Annotated in this window: 13 protein-coding genes; 10 read left to right on the top strand and 3 right to left on the bottom strand. The window is 39.3% G+C overall.

Going from position 1 to position 19,778, the window contains the following annotated elements; all coding sequences use genetic code 11:
* The first annotated feature begins 730 nt into the window (after positions 1–730).
* The 4 genes from metA to aceK all read left to right on the top strand — a co-directional run bounded on the left by metA (position 731) and on the right by aceK (position 6,848).
* Entirely contained in the window at positions 731–1,660 is a 930-nt protein-coding gene (gene metA, locus PR725_RS18605; RefSeq protein ID WP_004915271.1) for a homoserine O-acetyltransferase MetA, read from the top strand.
* Positions 1,661–2,024: 364 nt separating this feature from the next.
* A complete protein-coding gene (aceB, locus tag PR725_RS18600; RefSeq protein WP_110731448.1) occupies positions 2,025–3,623 on the top strand; it encodes a malate synthase A in 1,599 nt (532 codons plus the stop codon).
* 56 nt (positions 3,624–3,679) lie between these two features.
* Positions 3,680–4,987, top strand: coding sequence for an isocitrate lyase (gene aceA / locus PR725_RS18595; protein ID WP_004915268.1), 1,308 nt, complete (start codon positions 3,680–3,682; stop codon positions 4,985–4,987).
* 127 nt (positions 4,988–5,114) lie between these two features.
* The gene (gene aceK, locus PR725_RS18590; RefSeq protein ID WP_196719072.1) at positions 5,115–6,848 is read left to right on the top strand and encodes a bifunctional isocitrate dehydrogenase kinase/phosphatase; all 1,734 of its coding nucleotides are present in this window, start codon (positions 5,115–5,117) and stop codon (positions 6,846–6,848) included.
* 67 nt (positions 6,849–6,915) lie between these two features.
* Here the strand turns inward: aceK and PR725_RS18585 are convergent, their stop codons facing one another.
* Entirely contained in the window at positions 6,916–7,557 is a 642-nt protein-coding gene (locus PR725_RS18585) for a bifunctional 4-hydroxy-2-oxoglutarate aldolase/2-dehydro-3-deoxy-phosphogluconate aldolase (RefSeq protein ID WP_109913084.1), read from the bottom strand.
* Between the two features lie 27 nt (positions 7,558–7,584).
* Complete coding sequence (edd, locus tag PR725_RS18580) at positions 7,585–9,435, bottom strand: phosphogluconate dehydratase (protein WP_184957495.1); 1,851 nt, start codon at positions 9,433–9,435, stop codon at positions 7,585–7,587.
* A gap of 313 nt (positions 9,436–9,748) precedes the next feature.
* Here edd and PR725_RS18575 point away from each other — a divergent pair, with 313 nt between their 5' ends.
* From PR725_RS18575 to PR725_RS18565, 3 genes are all read left to right on the top strand, one after another.
* The gene (locus tag PR725_RS18575) at positions 9,749–10,540 is read left to right on the top strand and encodes an N-acetylmuramoyl-L-alanine amidase-like domain-containing protein (protein ID WP_109913083.1); all 792 of its coding nucleotides are present in this window, start codon (positions 9,749–9,751) and stop codon (positions 10,538–10,540) included.
* Positions 10,541–10,984: 444 nt separating this feature from the next.
* A complete protein-coding gene (locus PR725_RS18570) occupies positions 10,985–11,242 on the top strand; it encodes a helix-turn-helix domain-containing protein (protein ID WP_004915254.1) in 258 nt (85 codons plus the stop codon).
* Between the two features lie 536 nt (positions 11,243–11,778).
* Positions 11,779–12,666 (top strand): N-acetylmuramoyl-L-alanine amidase, encoded by an 888-nt coding sequence (locus PR725_RS18565; protein WP_109913082.1) that lies wholly within the window; start codon positions 11,779–11,781, stop codon positions 12,664–12,666.
* A gap of 76 nt (positions 12,667–12,742) precedes the next feature.
* Here the strand turns inward: PR725_RS18565 and iclR are convergent, their stop codons facing one another.
* On the bottom strand, positions 12,743–13,573 hold the full coding sequence (iclR, locus tag PR725_RS18560) for a glyoxylate bypass operon transcriptional repressor IclR (protein WP_004915246.1): 831 nt from the start codon (positions 13,571–13,573) through the stop codon (positions 12,743–12,745).
* Between the two features lie 203 nt (positions 13,574–13,776).
* Between iclR and metH the strand changes: the two genes are divergently transcribed.
* The 3 genes from metH to PR725_RS18545 all read left to right on the top strand — a co-directional run bounded on the left by metH (position 13,777) and on the right by PR725_RS18545 (position 19,759).
* The gene (metH, locus tag PR725_RS18555; RefSeq protein WP_117163063.1) at positions 13,777–17,460 is read left to right on the top strand and encodes a methionine synthase; all 3,684 of its coding nucleotides are present in this window, start codon (positions 13,777–13,779) and stop codon (positions 17,458–17,460) included.
* Between the two features lie 69 nt (positions 17,461–17,529).
* Positions 17,530–18,120: a hypothetical protein gene (locus PR725_RS18550; protein ID WP_181937095.1), complete on the top strand. Its 591-nt coding sequence runs from the start codon at positions 17,530–17,532 to the stop codon at positions 18,118–18,120.
* A 163-nt stretch (positions 18,121–18,283) separates the two neighbouring features.
* Entirely contained in the window at positions 18,284–19,759 is a 1,476-nt protein-coding gene (locus PR725_RS18545) for a tetratricopeptide repeat protein (RefSeq protein WP_109913079.1), read from the top strand.
* The last annotated feature ends 19 nt before the right edge of the window (positions 19,760–19,778 follow it).

Below are 19,778 nucleotides of genomic sequence, written 5' to 3'. Positions count from 1 at the left end.
AAGTTGTTTGGTGGGGAGCGGAGTTTTAGTAAAACCCATGGATATCGTGGGTTAGTGATTTACTTATCACCGAAATGAATGGAATTAATTGAGGCAAAGTAGTGAGTAACAGCTCACCTCTATTTGGTTAGAAAAGGAGTATGGGGTGATAAAAAACCTAGATATAAAGCGATGGAGAAATAAGAAGTGTAGTTGTAGTTGGGAAAAATTAAATTGTATCTTCAATGTATTTAGAGGGTGAATGCTAATTAGAGATACAAAGTAGTGAGTAACAGCTCACATATTGTTGATGTGGCGGGGATTTTTAAATTAAATCAAATGGATATGATGATTTTGATGTTTTCCTATTGCCACGATGAATTCGATTGCTTGAGCAACAGTAGTGAGTAACAACTCCGATTTCATATTTGTAATGGAAATTAAATCATCACCATAACTTGGTCGGTGGTATAGAAGCTAACCTGATAGGCTAATCAAATAACGGTATCTTAGATATAATTTATCGAAAAATTTAAATAGCTTATGGTAAATAAAAATAGTAGTCACTAATACAATATATTGAAAATAAAAAGATTAATGGTTGTATATAATCATTAGAAATAAGCTATAAGTTACAGTGCTTGAAATTATTTCATTTAACCTTGAAACGCTCGACAAGATGAAAAACATTGGTTAGATTATTTAGCATTCTAGAAGTCTAAACGTATAAACAGATAAAAGGGGATGAATGATGCCTATTCGTTTACCAGATGAATTACCGGCAGTTAATTTCTTGAGAGAAGAAAATGTTTTTGTTATGACAACAACAAGAGCAAGTCATCAGGAGATCCGTCCCTTGAAAGTATTAATACTCAATTTGATGCCAAAAAAAATAGAAACTGAAAATCAGTTTCTCCGTTTATTGTCAAACACACCATTACAGGTTGATATTCAACTATTACGAATTGATCAACGAGAATCAAAAAATACTCCAACAAAGCACTTGGATACTTTTTATTGTGATTTTGAAGAGATACAGGATCAAAATTTTGATGGGTTAATTGTAACGGGAGCTCCGTTAGGCCTAGTTGAGTTTAATGACGTATTATACTGGCAGCAAATAGAAAAGGTGATAGCTTGGGCGAAGCAACATGTGACATCAACCCTTTTTGTGTGTTGGGCTGTACAAGCGGCTTTAAAGGTATTGTATGACTTACCAAAATGGACAAGAGAAGAAAAATTATCAGGTATTTATCAGCATGATACGTTAGAGCCGTACGCTTTATTAACTAGAGGGTTTGATGGCTCATTTTATGCGCCTCACTCTCGATACGCTGATTTTCCTGAAGATCTTATCCGACAGCATACTGACCTAGAGATTTTAGCAAGTTCACAGGAGGCTGGTGCTTATTTGTTTGGGTCAAAAGACAAACGCTTAGCATTTGTGACAGGCCATCCTGAATATGATGGAGATACTCTTGCACAAGAATATTGGCGTGATCTAGATGCTGGTATTTCTCCTCAGATCCCATGCAATTATTTCAAAAATGATGATCCCAACAACCCCCCGATCGTGAGTTGGCGTAGTCATGGGCACTTGTTGTTCTCAAATTGGTTGAATTATTATGTGTACCAGATCACACCTTTTGATCTTACGAATATGGAACCAACGTTAGATTAAAAAAAGAAATATAAATTTAAGAATTGCAATAAAATAAGTTTTTTTACTGGTTCTACCAGTTTAAATCAAGCTTATATAGTAAAAAGTTGAGCCACAGTTAGTCTGAAAGCAGCTATTTTTAGCTGCTTTTTTTGTTTCCAAAGAAAAATTTTAAAAATGCAGTTTTCTATAATTAGTTGATTTAACGACTATTTAACATTTTAATCTAGTTAAAGGAATGGGTAATCAATTTTTAATTTTATTAAAAACTCATATTTATCAATATAATGAAGTTGCATTTAAATAAAATGGAAATCGTTTTTGATTTATTTCTATTTTGATCTTATGCTTAATTCATAATCAACGATGAATGAGGGTTTGGTCGATGGAGCAGCAATTATCTATATCGGAATTAACATTCACAAAGAATATTAAACAGCTTGATAATCAAGTATTACATACTGATTCTATTGCATTTCTTTCTAGATTGGTTGAAGAGTTTCTTCCTCATAGAGAAAAACTATTAAAAGATAGAGTGCTCAGACAGCAAAAGATAGATGCAGGTTCTTTACCTGATTTTATTTCGGAATTTGATTCCATAAAAAAATCAGATTGGAAAATACAAGGTATTCCTGAGGATTTACAAGATCGCCGTGTCGAAATTACGGGGCCGGTTGAACGTAAAATGGTTATTAATGCTTTGAATGCCAATGTAAAAGTATTTATGGCAGATTTTGAAGATTCCCTCTCACCTTCATGGGAAAAATTGATCGATGGACAAGTCAATTTAAGGGATGCAGTTCGCGGCGATATTTCTTATACCAATGAAAATGGAAAAGTCTACCAATTAAAATCAAACCCTGCTGTTTTGATTGCGCGTGTTCGTGGTCTTCATTTAGATGAAAAACACGTTTTATCAGGAAATAAACCGATTCCTGGTGGGCTATTTGATTTCGCTATTTACTTTTTTAATAACTACCAAGCGTTATTAGAAAAAGGAAGTGGCCCTTATTTTTACATCCCAAAACTTGAGTCTTGGCAAGAAGCTAAATGGTGGAGCGATGTCTTTAGTATGGCAGAGGATCTAGTGGGTATACCTCGGGGAACGATTAAAGCCACCGTGCTGATTGAAACATTACCCGCAGTGTTCCAAATGGATGAAATCTTGTATCACATGCGTCACCACATCGTGGGGCTGAATTGTGGGCGCTGGGACTACATATTCAGTTATATCAAAACACTGAAAGAGCATGCAGACCGAGTATTGCCTGACCGCCAAGTTGTCACAATGACACAATCATTTTTAAGTGCTTATTCGCGCTTATTAATTAAAACGTGCCATCGCCGTGGCGCATTTGCTATGGGAGGAATGTCTGCTTTTATACCGAGCAAAGATCCTCAAGAAAATGAAACTATTTTAGCGAAAGTAAAAGCGGACAAAGAATTAGAAGCGAAAAATGGGCACGATGGCTCTTGGGTTGCACATCCGGGCTTAGCGGATACCGTTATGAATGTGTTTGATCAAGCACTTGGTCGGCACCAAAACCAGCTACATGTATCTCGTGATTTCGATGAAGAAATTACGGCTGACCAGCTATTAGAGCCTTGTGAGGGCGAACGAACCGAGGTGGGGATGCGGGCTAATATTCGTGTTGCAGTGCAATATATTGAATCATGGATTTCAGGGAATGGCTGTGTACCTATCTATGGTTTGATGGAAGATGCTGCGACAGCAGAAATTTCACGTACTTCAATTTGGCAATGGATCCGCCACGGTAAAACATTGTCTACCGGTGAAAAAGTCACTAAGGCATTATTTGAAGAAATGCTGGATGAAGAGTTACAGGTTATCCAAAAAGAACTTGGTGATAAGCGCTTTCAAAGCGGCCGCTTTCGTGAGGCTGCGGAATTAATGAGGCGCATAACAACGCAGGATGAGCTGATAGAATTCCTAACTATCCCCGGATACCAATTATTAGATTAAGCATAGTAAATAGAAAATTCGATAAACCCTACATATTCTTATAAAGGAAGTGGATCATGACTACATCGCGCTTAGAACAAATTGCCCAATTAGAAAGTGAATGGAAAAAACCACGTTGGAAAGGTATTACTCGCCCATATACTGCGGAAGAAGTAGTGAAATTACGTGGTTCTGTGAATATCGAACACTCTTTAGCACGCAAAGGTGCAGAACGCTTTTGGGAGCAATTACATGGTGGTTCAAAGAAAGGTTATGTAAATGCACTGGGAGCTTTAACCGGTGGGCAAGCGTTACAACAAGCGAAAGCCGGTATTGAAGCTATTTATTTGTCAGGTTGGCAGGTAGCCGCGGATGCAAATACTTCATCAAGTATGTATCCAGACCAATCACTTTACCCTGTTGATTCAGTACCATCGGTCGTTAAGAAAATTAATAATACTTTCCGTCGTGCAGACCAAATTCAGTGGGCGAATGGTATTGGCCCTGACAACAAAGAGTATATTGATTATTTTTTACCTATTATCGCGGATGCGGAAGCTGGGTTTGGTGGCGTATTAAATGCCTTCGAACTTATGAAAAATATGATAGAGGCAGGGGCTGCGGCTGTCCATTTTGAAGATCAATTAGCCGCGGTTAAGAAGTGTGGTCATATGGGTGGGAAAGTCCTTGTACCTACTCAAGAAGCGATTCAGAAGCTGGTTGCTGCTCGTTTAGCGGCGGATGTTTCAGGTGTACCAACTATTTTGGTTGCTAGAACAGATGCCGATGCAGCCGATCTTCTAACATCAGACTGCGATGCTTATGATGCGGCTTTTGTTACTGGAGAACGCACCTCTGAAGGTTTTTTCCGTACCAAAGCAGGAATTGAGCAAGCGATTAGCCGCGGGCTAGCGTATGCACCATATGCAGATCTTGTTTGGTGTGAAACGTCAAAACCTGACCTTGAAGCAGCAAGGCAGTTCGCTGAGGCTATTCATGCTAAATTTCCTGGTAAATTATTAGCTTATAACTGCTCTCCATCATTTAATTGGAAAAAGAATTTAGATGACAGCACGATCGCGCGTTTCCAAGATGAACTTTCAGCAATGGGCTATCGCTTCCAATTTATTACGCTAGCAGGTATTCACAGTATGTGGTTCAACATGTTTGATTTAGCCCACTCCTATGCACAAGGTGAAGGCATGAAGCATTATGTTGAAAAAGTTCAAGAATGTGAATTTGCCGCAATGAATAAGGGCTACACCTTCTCTTCGCATCAACAAGAGGTGGGAACAGGTTATTTTGATAAAGTAACAACCGTTATTCAAGGTGGTGCTTCATCAGTGACGGCTTTAACTGGGTCGACTGAAGAAGAGCAATTCTAGTTAGATTATTTTCCTTTTGATCGGTGTTTCTGGTGTCTTTGTTGGTTAGCTATATCTGTTAATTTTTCAGGCACGTTTAGTGCCTGTTTTTTATTCAAAATGAGTCTGTATTCTAATAGGAGTGGTTATGATATTGACGACAGAACAGATAATAGCGCAGACCATTTTACAAGGGTTTGATGCACAATATGGTCGTTTTCTTGAAATAACCTCAGGTGCACAAGAACGGTTTGAACAAGCAGATTGGCATGCAATTCAGCATGCGATGAAAAGACGAATTCAACTGTATGACCACCATGTTGGCTTAGTTGTCGCTCAGCTACAGTTTATGGGGTTAGTTCAATCTTTAACACCCGATAAACTGGCACAGATAAAAAATATTTATAAAACCTTATTACCGGATTACCCAAGGTTTGAAATAGCGGAAAGCTTTTTTAATTCTGTTTACTGTCGGTTATTTCGGCATCGGGAGCTGACACAAGATAACCTATTTATTTTTACGTCTCAGCCTGCGAGACGCTTTTCTATTGCTCCTAGGCCTCTAGCTCGCGAATACTTTGTTAATAATAATTTAGATGAGTTATTGTTTACTATATTAAGTGGGTTACCGCTAAGGTTAAAATGGCGGAATTTAAATTTAGATATTCATTGTATTATCAATGTATTAAAAACAAAATTTTCCGATATTGAAAGCCAGAAAGTCAGCTTTCATATCGCAAATGAGCTATTTTATCGTAATAAGGCAGCTTGGCTGATTGGTAAAATTTATATTAATGATGAGGTCTATCCATTCTTACTTCCTATTCATCATGATGATTGTCAGCACATTTATATTGATACGTGTTTAACCGAGTTTGATGAAGCCAGTATTGTGTTTGGTTTCGCTCGTTCCTATTTTATGGTGTATGCTCCTTTTCCTGCAGCACTGGTTTTTTGGTTGAGGGAGATCTTACCCAGTAAGTCAATTGCTGAATTATATATGGCAATTGGCTGTCAAAAGCATGGAAAAACAGAGTATTACAGAGAGTATCTCGCCTATATTAATTTTTCACGAGAGCAATTTACGGTTGCACCAGGTGTGAAAGGAATGGTGATGCTGGTTTTTACATCGCCTTCTTTCGATCGGGTTTTTAAAATTATTAAGGACCGATTTGCACCACAAAAACAGGTAACACGAGAACGGGTCTTAGAATGCTATCGTTTGGTTAAAGAGCACGATAGAGTTGGCCGTATGGCGGATACCCAAGAATTTGAAAATTTTGTGATTAGTAAATCCTCCATCAGTGATGAATTAATGGCGGAGTTATTGAAAGAGGCTCCATCTCAAATTGAAGATTTAGGTGATAACATATTGATTCGTCATCTGTATATGGAAAGAAAGATGATTCCATTGAATATTTATATGGATAATGCCTCTGATACACAATTGCATAATGCATTAAATGAATATGGCTGGGCGATTAAGCAATTAGCGGCTGCAAATATTTTTCCTGGAGATATGTTATTTAAAAACTTTGGGGTAACGCGGCATGGGCGTGTTGTTTTTTACGATTATGATGAAATCTGTTATATGACTGAAGTGAATTTTCGTAAAATTCCGGAGCCATTATACCCTGAGCAAGAGTTATCTGGTGAGCCATGGTATAGCATTGGGGAGCAAGATGTTTTCCCCGAAGAGTTTGCTTCTTTTATTTGCCAAAATGAGAAAATTCGTCATTACTTGCAACAATATCACGCAGATTTATTTTCAGCAGATTATTGGCAAAAGTTACAAAATAGGATTTTAGCGGGGCACGTAGAAGATGTTTATGCCTACCGTGAAGAATTACGTTTTTGTCATAACTTCAATGAGGTTGTATAATTATAATAGTATTCATTAAAGGCAGTTAAAAACGACCCAGCAAGGGACTGAGTCGTTTTTCGTGTCGTTATTTTTTTGCGCCTTGTACAGCCTCTTGTGCAAGTTGGGTGATTTTTTCGTAATTACCTGAATTCAAAGCCTCTTCAGGAACTAACCAAGAGCCGCCAATGCACAGAACACTATCTAGCTCTAAATAACTAAGGTAATTAGCGAGTGATATTCCACCCGTTGGGCAAAATTTGACTTGTGAGAAAGGGCCGGCAATAGCTTTTAGCGCCTTAACGCCACCGTTGGCTTCCGCTGGGAAAAATTTAAACTCTTTTAAGCCATATTGCATACCAAGCATAAGCTCAGAAACAGTTGAAATACCAGGGATTAAAGGAATATTTCCTTTGGTAGCGGCATTGAGTAATTCATCCGTCAAGCCGGGGCTAATTGCAAATTGTGCTCCCGCTTCAGTGACTTCAGCGAGTTGTTTTGCATTGATAACAGTACCCGCGCCAATAATCGCCTCAGGTACTTCTTTGGCAATGAGGCGAATAGCATCAATAGCACATTCAGTACGTAAAGTGACTTCTAAAACTTTAATGCCACCTTTGACTAGTGCTTTTGCAAGAGGAACCGCTTGTTCTAATTTTTTTATAACAATAACAGGGACGACAGGGCCTTGTTTTAATACGCTTTCAGCGGTTATTTTCCAATTATTCATTTTTTATTCCTATTCAATGAAAATAGATTAAAAATCAATGCTACAAGCGCCTTCTTCGGCACCTGATAAGTGTCTTCTTAACGCACCGAAAAGTTCCCTTCCACACCCACTATGTTCAGCAGTTAAATCAGCTTCAAAGGGTTGGCGCTTATTGAGTTCTTCTTCATCAACCAGTAATTGTAATTCCCCAGTCAATGCATTTACCCTAATAATATCGCCATTTTTTACTTTTGCTAACAATCCGCCATTGTAAGCTTCAGGTGTGACATGAATTGCGGATGGTACTTTGCCGGATGCACCGGATAAGCGACCATCAGTGACTAGCGCGACCTTGTAGCCTTTATCCATAAGGACACCAAGAGGTGGCATTAGCTTGTGAAGCTCAGGCATACCATTTGCAGATGGTCCTTGGAAGCGGACAACGATGATACAATCTTTATTGAGTTCGCCAGCTTCAAAGTGCGCTGCGATCTCATTTTGGTTATTAAATACGACTGCTGGAGCTTCAATGATTTGATTTTCTTCAGGAACTGCTGATGTTTTCATCACAGCGCGTCCTAAATTCCCTGAGAGTAATTTTGTACCGCCATGAGGTGAGAAAGGGCGGTCTATTTCAGCAATAACTTCAGGATTGAATGAGGTTTTAGGGCCTTCTCGCCATTCTAGTTGACCATTATTTAGCCATGGTTCCATAGTATAACGTGCCAGCCCAAATCCTGAGACGGTATGAACATCATTATGCAATAAACCTTTTTGCAATAGCTGGTGGATAAGCAAAGCGACGCCACCTGCGGCTTGGAATTGGTTGATATCCGCTTGGCCATTAGGATAGATACGGCAAATAAGTGGAACAATGGCAGAAATATCGGAGAAATCATCCCAATTGATAATGATCCCAGCAGCTCTAGCTATAGCCACAAGATGCATGGTCAAGTTAGTTGAGCCGCCTGTTGCAAGTAATGCGACGATGCCGTTGACAATCACTTTTTCGTTAACCAGTTGACCGATAGGTAAGTACTGACCTGATTGTTCAGTTAAACGCGTAATTTGTCGTGCGGCAGCTTCTGTTAATGCATCTCGTAGTGGAGAATCAGGTGGTACAAATGATGCGCCGGGGAGATGTAATCCCATCACTTCCATCATCATTTGATTTGAGTTGGCAGTACCATAAAAAGTACAAGTGCCGATACCATGATAAGACGCAGCTTCCGCTTCTAATAAGGCGAGTCTATCAACTTTGCCTTCAGCATACAGCTGGCGAATGCGAACCTTTTCTTTATTTGGTAAGCCTGTTGCCATTGGGCCTGCTGGGACAAATATCGCAGGAAGGTGGCCAAATGAAAGTGCGCCAAGCATTAAACCTGGAACAATTTTGTCGCAAATACCTAAATAGAGTGCGCCATCAAACATATTATGGGATAGGCCAATGGCGGTTGACATTGCAATGACATCTCGACTTAGCATCGATAGCTCCATCCCATCTTGACCTTGTGTTACACCATCGCACATTGCGGGAACACCTGCAGCGACTTGGCCAATTGAGCCTGCTTCTAATAATGCTTTTTTGAGTTGTTCTGGGTACTTGTCATAGGGGCGATGCGCTGAAAGCATATCATTGTAGGAGTTGATGATAGCAATATCAGAGCGAGTCATGCTTTTAAGAATTTGTTTTTCTTCACTTTGGCATGCTGCAAAGCCATGGGCAAGGTTACCACAAGCGAGTGATGCTCGATGGACGGTCATACTACGAGCCTGCTCTATTTTTTTGAGATAAGCAGCTCGAGTCTTCACTGAACGAGAGATGATACGTTGAGTGATGCGATCAAGTTCTTTATTGATCACCGAAGGATTTGTCTCTTTAGAGGTGGTCACGCTCATGATAATTGCTCCATAGTGCAGTAAAAAGATGAATCAAACTGCAAGTCAATTTGGGTTGTGCCTATCGTTATTTACTCTAGTACTATAGCATCAATGTTACCGGTAACATTGTTCAATGAAAGCGAAGGCGTTGCAATATAGAAAATGAATATTCGAAGCTATCTGTGATCTGAATCAAATTTGTAATATGGTATGGATAGGGTAGGAAATAGGCAAATAAGCATGCTATAGTGGCTTTTTTGGTTATTTTATCATCAAAATTCAATTAGATAATTGTCGAAGGTTAGGCTGTATTAATGAGAAGAGTGGCAGAATGTTAAGGCTAGCTACAGCTGCATTTATATTGTTGTTGGCAAATTTTGTTAAGGCTGAGGTTGTTTTAGCTTCCGGGTCATATAACATTTTAACTGAAGTTTTTAATAAGCAAACTGAAATGCAATTACACAATGCCTCACAGGCAGAAAAAATTGATGCATTGACTCAATACTTTTTAGCCACACCTTACAATAAACAAACATTGAATATGAGCCCACTCTTAGCCGAAGAATTAGTGATTAATTTGAAAGAGATGGACTGTATGACATTCATAGAGTACATCGAGGCTTTTAAGCGTTCGAAAAACTATGAACAGTTTGTGTTAAATTTAACCAATATTAGGTATATCAACCAAAATATCACCTTTAAACATCGTCGGCATTTTTTTTCTGATTGGGCGCAAGAACCTGAAGCTATTGTGGCAGATATTACCAGTGAAATAAGTTCACATGCTGTTAAGGTAAATAAACAACTTAATTTAAAATATCATGATCAGAGATATATATCGGGATTACCCATCAAGAATAGGTCAATTAACTATATTCCAGCTAAGTATGTGGATGATGATTTATTATTAAGATTAAAAACGGGGGATTACATTGGTATTTATTCAGGAAATAATGGGTTAGATGTGAGCCATGTTGGGGTTGTAATACGTAAAGGGAAGAAAACAATATTTAGAAATGCGTCCTCATTGCGTAGAAATTTTCAGGTCATTGATATTGAACTGAATATTTATTTAAAAGGGAAGGCTGGGATTGTTATTTTTAGACCTAAATCAGATTATTAGCCTGATTTTTTGAATTTATTAATAATAAAATAAATTATTAATCTATTTTTTTGATATAAAAAATGAGTAAATCCAGTTTTTATGTATGTATAAATTTAACATATAAAGTGGAAATTATTTAATAATAAAAAACATATAATTATTTTTATTAGTTACTAATTATTACTAATAGCATTTAAAATGTAAAAATATATTAAATTATCGATTTGGTAAAAATAAACATATAGGAATATAATTTTATTAAAAAAATGAAAAAACTGTTATAAAGCAATGGATTACTTTATAAATATTACTTAGTTCTTTTTCTTTTGTATATAAAAATGATGTTTGCCTATCAATCTTGTGCTTTTTGATTACTCGTAACTATTTTAAATAGTTATGGTTAATTTTATAATGAATAATACTAGCTAAATTATTTTTCTTATTTAAATTTAGGAGATGGTTATGCATATAGCTAAAAAGAAAAATGTTTATGCATTATTAGGTAATCATTTACGTAAGGCTAGAGTGAGTAAGGGATTGTCAGGAAATGAGTTAGGCTCAATTATTCATTTGAGTCAACAGCAGGTATCACGGTATGAATTAGGTATTAATAAATTGAGCTTAGATAAACTAATTGAAATTGTCATTTTTTTAGATATTGATATTAATGAAGTTACTAAAATAATTGCTAAGCAGGTTGAGTATGAAAAAATGAGCTAGCAGTAATTTAAGTAAGGTTATTTTTTATTTCTCTTTATAAAATTTTATGAATTACCTTATTCTTTTTAGAAATCGCTAGTATAAGAAAATATTTTATAACTTATACGTTACAGAGAACTAAACGATTAATTTAGCATAGTCGATGGAAAATCATTTTTATGATAACTACTTAAAATTGAAAATAATTTAAAATCAGCTTCTAGAAATAAAAATAATCAATTTATCTTTATTTTAATGGTCGATGAATTTGTTGGAACTCATAATGATAATTTTTCTAGTACTTGCTTCTGTTTTTGTGATATCTCCTACTTTTTAATGCAAGAGGAACTTTCTACAGAATAATGAAAACTTTTTGTTTCTAATATGAACTAAGAAGGTGTTAACACTATGTATTTGAACAGTTATTTCACCGTTTTGACTATATTCTTATGAATAATAAGCATCGTTTTGTCGTTAATGTATGAAAGTTGATAGTATTGATGACTACAGAATGCTTAAATAAAGCTTAATCAACAATAGAGTAAGGTTATGGTTCGATGTTCAAATATATAGGGATATTATTTGCCTTTTTACTATTAGGCTGTTCAGCCTCGAACAAGGGGTACTATCTCGATAACCGTTATCCATCAAAAAATAGTAGTCAACGTATTCAATATGTCATTATTCACTACACCGTTTCTGATGATGTGCGTTCTATAGCCACACTAACACAAGGTCAAGTGAGTTCTCACTATCTCATTCCAAGTGTACCTGAAACTAAAAATGGCCGGCCTGTTGTATTACAACTCGTTCCTGAGTCGTTAAAATCATGGCATGCAGGTGAAAGTTATTGGTTACACCATAATGGTTTGAATGATACTTCTATTGGGATTGAAATCGTCAATGCTGGATTACAAAAAGATGTAAAAGGAAAACGATATTGGGCTCCTTATAATGAAGCACAAATTGTTGCGTTGATCCCTCTCCTCCAAGATATTATGCAGCGTTATAACATTCCTCCAGAAAATATTATTGGTCACAGTGATATCGCACCACTGCGTAAGCAAGATCCAGGCAAGGCATTTCCATGGCAGCGTCTTGCTCAACATGGTATAGGGGCTTGGCCAGATCCTAAAACCGTGGCTAAATTTCTGGCGGGGCGTAATGCCAATGAGCCTGCAAACGTGTTACGCATTCAAAAAGCCCTTCATTTTTACGGCTATTCAACAATTCCTCTATCAGGTCAGTTAGATTCACAGACGAAAGAAACATTACGTGCTTTCCAACTGCATTTCCGGCCGAGAGATATTGAAGGACAAGCGGATGCTGAAACAGAGGCTATCGCGTTGGCACTTATTGAAAAGTACCGTGATATGCAAAAATTTAAGTTATTTGAAAAGACCTCGCAGTTGCCTAATGTATCAACAAACCAACAAGGTGATTAGAGGGCAGTAAAAAACTTTGTGAGATTAAGCTAAAGTGAAATACAGGTTGCTTTGTATTTCACTCTTTACTATTGAGTTAGCGGTTTGCACCATATTCATGGCTTATTTCTTTTGCGGCCTTGATAACCATAGCGCCTAATTCAGTAATACGGTCATCAGTGATACGTGATAATGGGCCTGAAATAGAAATAGCTGCAAACGCTTCTTTGTGCTCATCATAAATACAAGCTCCAATACAACGTAACCCTAAAGCATGCTCTTCATCATCATAAGAAAAACCTTGCTTTTTAGCCTGTTGTAAATTCTCTTTTAAGGCGGATGGGTTAGTTAGTGTATAAGGCGTATAAGCATGTAAACCTTTACGGCTTAAAAGTGGAACCAGTTTGTCTTCTGTTAAATTAGCAATGAACGCTTTGCCTGCACCCGAAGCGTGTAATGGCAGTTTTCCACCGATCGGTGCTGACATTCTCATTAGCGCATTGCATTGTACTTGGTCAACAATGACGGCATCGTACTCTGTATGGTCTAGGATAGCTAAATTGACGGTTTCCCCAGATTCATCCATTAAGCGGCGCAGTATCGGGTGAACGAGAGCTAACAAATTACGACTCTCTAAGAAGCTACTACCAATGATAAAAGCATGGGAAGCAATAACCCATAGGCCTAAATCGCCAGTTTGCCGAACAAATCCATGCTGTTCCAACGTCATTAATAGGCGATGTGTTGTTGAGTTGGGTAAGCCAGCTTGCATCGCAAGGTCAGTGAGGGCGATTCCCCCTGTTGATTCGGAAATATATTCCAACAGTGTTAATCCACGACTTAATGATTGAACTTGTCCTGCTGCAGCTGCGCCACTCGCCGGCCCTTTTGCTTTTTTAAGTTTCTTAGTAATTGGTGCCGTTGCCATTAAGTCTCTCCTGACTGTCATTTAGCTTCTATTATGAACTATTTCACTTGAAAATACTCATCGGATCAGTGAAAAGTGTGCTCTTGTGCAACCTTGAAAAACTCTCATCATAACAGCGAATTTTCACGAGAGAAGTTGTGATAGGATGTTAAAAGTAAAAATTTGACTTATTTCTCAGTGTTCCATTTCAGGAGGGCAGTGCAGTGTCCGCAAAAGTTAATCAATTAGAACAAGAATTAAAAAAACGTATATTGGTATTAGATGGTGCAATGGGAACAATGATCCAACAACATAAGTTGTCGGAAGCCCAGTTTCGCGGAGAGCGATTTGCAGATTGGCCGAGTGATTTAAAGGGAAATAATGACCTATTAGTCTTAACTCAGCCAGATATCATTCGAGATATCCATTCTCAATACTTTGAAGCTGGTGCTGATATTGTTGAAACCAATACTTTTAACTCAACATCCATTGCGATGGCTGATTATAAAATGGAATCTCTTTCCGCTGAAATTAATGAAGTTGCTGCACGTCTTGCTCGTGAATGTGCTGATGAGTGGACACGTAAAACGCCAGAGCAACCGCGTTATGTTGCTGGAGTCTTAGGCCCGACAAACCGCACCGCTTCTATTTCTCCGGATGTTAATGATCCCGCTTATCGCAATATCACCTTTGATCAACTCGTTGAAGCTTACCGAGAATCTACCCGATCTTTAGTAAAAGGTGGGGTCGATCTGATCATGATCGAAACCATTTTTGATACATTAAATGCGAAGGCCGCGATCTTTGCGGTAGAAACCGAATTGGAAGCTTTGGGCGTTTCTTTACCGATTATGATCTCGGGGACGATCACGGATGCCTCCGGTCGAACATTATCAGGGCAAACAACAGAAGCATTTTATAACTCATTACGCCATGCTCAGCCGATATCATTTGGCTTGAATTGTGCATTAGGTCCTAATGAGTTACGCCAGTATATTGCTGAATTATCAAGAATTGCTGAATGTTATGTCAGTGCGCACCCCAATGCAGGGCTACCCAATGCGTTTGGTGAGTATGACCTTGATGCGCAAAATATGGCCGAACAAATTCATGAATGGGCAACCGCAGGGTTCTTAAATATTGTTGGTGGATGTTGTGGAACGACGCCATTACATATCAAAAAAATGGCAGATGCAGTAAAAGGCATCACTCCACGCCAATTACCGTCACTGCCTGTTGAATGCCGTTTATCTGGTTTAGAACCGCTAAATATTGGCAAAAAATCATTATTTGTGAACGTCGGGGAAAGAACCAACGTGACAGGTTCAGCAAAATTTAAGCGGCTGATTAAAGAAGAAAATTACCAAGAAGCCTTAGATGTGGCTCGTCAGCAAGTTGAAAATGGCGCACAAATCATCGACATCAATATGGATGAAGGGATGTTGGACTCCCATGCGGCGATGGTACGTTTCTTGAATCTCATTGCTGGCGAACCTGATATTGCGCGCGTGCCGATTATGATTGACTCCTCAAAGTGGGAGGTCATCGAGGCGGGGCTTAAGTGCATACAAGGTAAGGGGATCGTCAATTCAATCTCAATGAAAGAGGGGGTTGAGGCATTTATTGAGCACGCTAAACTATTGCGCAAATATGGTGCTGCCGTGGTCGTCATGGCATTTGATGAAGTTGGCCAAGCAGATACACGTGAACGGAAAATTGAAATTTGTCGCCGTGCTTATCAGATCCTGACCGAAGAGGTGGGCTTCCCTCCTGAAGATATTATTTTTGACCCAAATATTTTTGCCGTAGCCACAGGAATTGAAGAGCACAATAACTATGCAGTTGATTTTATTGAGGTCTGTAAGGATATCAAGGCTCAATTACCTCATGCGATGATTTCTGGCGGAGTTTCCAACGTCTCTTTTTCATTTAGAGGGAACGACCCTGTACGCGAAGCGATTCATGCTGTTTTCTTGTACTACGCCATTCGTAATGGAATGGATATGGGGATCGTTAATGCGGGGCAGCTCGCTATCTATGATGACTTACCTTCTGAATTAAAAGACGCTGTTGAAGATGTGATTTTAAATCGTCGTGATGACAGTACGGAACGCTTACTTGAACTGGCAGAAAAATACCGTGGAGCCGGGGCAGGAGAGCAGCAAGTTCAACAAGCGGAATGGCGTAGTTGGGAAGTTGAAAAGCGCCTTGAATATGCACTAGTGAAAGGTATTACCGAATTTATTATTGAAGATACTGAAGAAACTCGCCAACGTGCTTCTAGCCCAATCGAAGTGATTGAAGGCCCCTTGATGAACGGTATGAATGTGGTTGGAGACCTGTTTGGGGAAGGCAAAATGTTCTTACCTCAAGTGGTGAAATCCGCCCGTGTAATGAAACAAGCAGTCGCCTATTTAGAGCCTTATATTCAAGAGCTTAAACAATCAGGTAGCAGTGCAGGAAAAATCTTACTCGCTACGGTAAAAGGCGATGTCCATGATATTGGTAAAAATATTGTTGGTGTTGTTTTACAGTGTAATAACTATGAAATCATTGATTTAGGTGTGATGGTCCCATGTGAAACTATTCTAAAAACCGCGCGTGAAGAAAACGTCGATATTATTGGGTTATCTGGTTTGATTACGCCATCTCTTGATGAAATGGTGCATGTCGCTAAAGAGATGGAAAGACAAGGATTTACCTTACCATTACTGATTGGTGGGGCGACGACATCAAAAGCACATACCGCTGTGAAAATTGAGCCAAATTACAGTGGGCCAACAACTTACGTGCAAAATGCTTCCCGAACAGTGGGGGTTGTCTCGGCGTTATTGTCAGCAACACAAAAAGCAGATTTTGTTGCGCGTACGCGCCGTGAATACGACACCGTACGCCAGCAGCATGGTCGAAGAAGGCCAAAAACACCACCGGTGGCACTGGATGTGGCACGTGCGAATGCGGTAAATATTGACTGGCAAAACTATCAACCACCTGTACCAAAATTCCAGGGTATTCAAGAAGTCACAGCATCTATTTCAACGCTGAGAGACTATATTGATTGGACGCCATTTTTTATGACTTGGTCGCTGGCGGGGAAATACCCGCGGATCTTAGAAGATGAAGTGGTTGGTTCTGAAGCACGTAAGCTATTGAAAGATGCCAATAATATGTTAGATAAGCTTGATAAAGAAAGTTTACTAACGCCAAAAGGTATTTTTGGCTTATTCCCTGCAAACCGAGTTGGCGATGATGTAGAAATTTATACCGATGAGTCAAGAAGCCATGTACAAGTGATGGGGCTGAATTTACGCCAGCAAACCTTAAAAACTGAGTTTCCAAACTATTGTTTATCTGACTTTGTCGCGCCAAAAAACAGCGGTAAAGCCGATTATATTGGGGCTTTCGCAGTGACAGGGGGCTTAGAAGAAGACGCGCTTGCTGATGAATATGAACAACAGCATGATGATTATAATAAAATTATGGTTAAAGCGCTGGCGGATAGGCTAGCGGAGGCATTTGCTGAATATCTACACCAACAAGTCCGTAGGCAATATTGGGGCTATGCAGCTGATGAAAACTTGAGTAATGAAGAGCTTATTCGTGAAAATTACCAAGGTATCCGCCCTGCACCGGGGTATCCGGCTTGTCCTGAGCACACAGAAAAGGCCAAAATTTGGCAGTTATTGGATGTAGAAACGCAAATTGGCATGAAACTCACCAGTTCCTATGCGATGTGGCCAGGCGCTTCGGTATCAGGCTGGTATTTTAGCCACCCGGAAAGTAAATATTTTGCCGTAGCTCAGCTACAAAAAGACCAAATTGAGGACTACGCAAAACGTAAAGGGATGTCGGTAACGGAGTTGGAGCGTTGGTTAGCACCAAACTTAGCTTATGACCCTGAAGATTAAAACCAGATCAATACATTGATTTTTCATGTATTCGGCACCATCTTATAGGTAATACATTAGAGGGGTCCAATGATGAGCTATGAATTTATTATTGAAGAAGAACTGCCACGCTCGGCGGTTTTTCCTTATCAGATCCAAAACAGTGCTGCGCCTGAAACGTTTATGATGAGTGAAGACGCGGTGAGCGCCATGATGAGTGTTTTACAGATCATGGATAAGCTTGATACCGATGATTCACTGAATGAGCACTGTTTTAATCAAATCTGGTTAAAAAGCGAGCTTACACCGGCAAGAGCAGAAGAAATTTACCTGTTTTTAGAAGAGAATTTAGCGGTAGAACCCGTCCCTTCAGAGGAAGAAATCGCTGCTTTTCATCAAGCCCAAGTTGATGAAAATAAACTGTTATCCCAAGAAAGCCCTAAAGACGGCATGGTACCCGTACATAAATTTTCGACCAATGACGGTTGGCTGGTGACCACGAAAGAGTGTGAGTGGATTGCGGAAGTGTTTTCACCAGAACTGGTGAGCGAAAATCACTTTGTTGTTTCTCAGATCTCTGAACTGTGTAAGATCAGCCACCGCACATTGGAAGCTCTGTTAATTGAGTGGGGTAAATTTAATTTATTTGCCAGTAAACATGGTGGTTACCGCGTTAATTAAGCTCTGGGGTTTATTTCGGAGACAAAAGTTTCAGCAAGAGCCGGCGTCTCCTCCATTTTCTGAATAATTTCCCTATTATTCTACTTTTTCAGCTAACATCCCTTATGAATTATTTATTGGAATGATATGTTAATGAGATAACGCCAATAAATAGGTCATGGTGATGAAATTACGTTCTTTTCTGTTAGTTCTCTATGTTAGCGGTATTTCCCTTGCGCAAGCTGGCAATACCGTTGAAGCACCTTCTGCGAAAGATAAGCCAAATGCGCTACAGGCGCAGCCTAAAAGTACGCCAATTCCTGATGAATTCAAAGCAAAATTGCAACTAGCAAATGCCGGAGATGAAGAAGCAATGGTGGATGTTGGGCTTGCTTATATGGATGGGACTGAGTTTTTAGCTGCCAATGAGCAAGAGGCTTATCGTTGGTTTAAAAAGGTAGCTGACCGAGATAATACAGATGGCGATTACTACCTTGGAATGTTGTTGCACAATCAGGAAAAGTACCAACAAGCGGAACAATGGTATCGCCGAGGTGCCGAAAAAGGTGATGCTTATTGCCAATATGCGATGGGTTACTTATATGAACATGGTATTGGGGTAGAGCGAAATTTAAAACAAGCGAAAGCATGGTATACAGAGGCCGCAGAGCAAGAACACGCTAACGCACAGTTTGCGATGGGACTGTTTTATCATGATGGGCTAGGTGGTGATACCGATTACCAAAAGGCGAGAGAATGGTATGAAAGAAGTGCGGGAAATAATATTGCTGCCGCTGTGAATAATTTAGCGGTGATGTATGAAAATGGCGAAGGTGTAGAGCCGGACGACGAAATGGCGATTTACTTATATCGCCAAGCCGCCAATATGGGCTCTGCGACAGCACAAGTGAATATGGGTGACTTTTATCAAGAAGGCCATAGTGCAATAGAAAAGAATAGCTACCAAGCGATGTACTGGTATAAACGCGCTGCGCAACAAAATAGTATTGCAGCCCAACTGGCGATTGCGAAAGCCTATGAACAAGGTGATGGCGTTGGAAAAGACCTCGCTGAAGCCTTTATCTGGTATGAACGTGCGGCACAAAACAAATCCCAAGATGCAGGAATGAAAGTGGCTGAATTCTATGAAAAAGGGTTAGGTGGCGTTAAAAAAGACCCTGAAAAGGCCATTGAATGGTATATGTCACTTGCTAACAGTGATGGTAATGCAGCTCAAATTAAGTTAGCGAAGATGTATGTGTCTGGTGAGTTGAAAAATGTGGATGTCAATAAAATTGTGAGTTGGCTGCAACTGGCACAAGAAGATAGCATCGAAGCTCAAAACCAGTTAGCTATCTTTTATTTAACGGGAACGGGTGTAGCGAAAAACTCACAGAAAGCTCGGCAATTGCTGGAAAAAGCGGCATTTAAAAAGAACAGCGATGCACAAAATAACCTTGCGGTGATGTATGCACGAGGCGAGGGGGGCGAAAAAAATATTTTCCGTTCGGTAATGTGGTTTGAGCGAGCAGTAGAACTCGGTAATGAAACAGCAAAAGGAAATTTAGCGCTTTTAACACAGAATAAAGGTGTGACGGGCAAAATGTTGCAATACACCAACAGTGTTGCGCAACCCAGTAAAAATACGGGAAGGGATTAATTTTATAATAGAGAAGGCG

Source organism: Providencia sp. PROV255, from assembly GCF_028478065.1.
In the GTDB taxonomy this organism is placed as follows: domain Bacteria; phylum Pseudomonadota; class Gammaproteobacteria; order Enterobacterales; family Enterobacteriaceae; genus Providencia; species Providencia rettgeri.
Note: the sequence above shows the minus strand (reverse complement) of the source record. Positions and strands in the feature narration are given on the sequence as shown.

Bases quoted from the DNA above. Each gene is read 5' to 3' on its own strand.
- iclR (WP_004915246.1), bottom strand. From the start codon at position 13,573: ATGGCAACGGCACCAATTACTAAGAAACTTAAAAAAGCAAAAGGGCCG.
- PR725_RS18545 (WP_109913079.1), top strand. From the start codon at position 18,284: ATGAAATTACGTTCTTTTCTGTTAGTTCTCTATGTTAGCGGTATTTCC.
- aceB (WP_110731448.1), top strand. From the start codon at position 2,025: ATGGAGCAGCAATTATCTATATCGGAATTAACATTCACAAAGAATATT.
- PR725_RS18565 (WP_109913082.1), top strand. From the start codon at position 11,779: ATGTTCAAATATATAGGGATATTATTTGCCTTTTTACTATTAGGCTGT.
- PR725_RS18575 (WP_109913083.1), top strand. From the start codon at position 9,749: ATGTTAAGGCTAGCTACAGCTGCATTTATATTGTTGTTGGCAAATTTT.
- aceA (WP_004915268.1), top strand. From the start codon at position 3,680: ATGACTACATCGCGCTTAGAACAAATTGCCCAATTAGAAAGTGAATGG.
- PR725_RS18585 (WP_109913084.1), bottom strand. From the start codon at position 7,557: ATGAATAATTGGAAAATAACCGCTGAAAGCGTATTAAAACAAGGCCCT.
- aceK (WP_196719072.1), top strand. From the start codon at position 5,115: ATGATATTGACGACAGAACAGATAATAGCGCAGACCATTTTACAAGGG.
- PR725_RS18550 (WP_181937095.1), top strand. From the start codon at position 17,530: ATGATGAGCTATGAATTTATTATTGAAGAAGAACTGCCACGCTCGGCG.
- edd (WP_184957495.1), bottom strand. From the start codon at position 9,435: ATGAGCGTGACCACCTCTAAAGAGACAAATCCTTCGGTGATCAATAAA.
- PR725_RS18570 (WP_004915254.1), top strand. From the start codon at position 10,985: ATGCATATAGCTAAAAAGAAAAATGTTTATGCATTATTAGGTAATCAT.
- metA (WP_004915271.1), top strand. From the start codon at position 731: ATGCCTATTCGTTTACCAGATGAATTACCGGCAGTTAATTTCTTGAGA.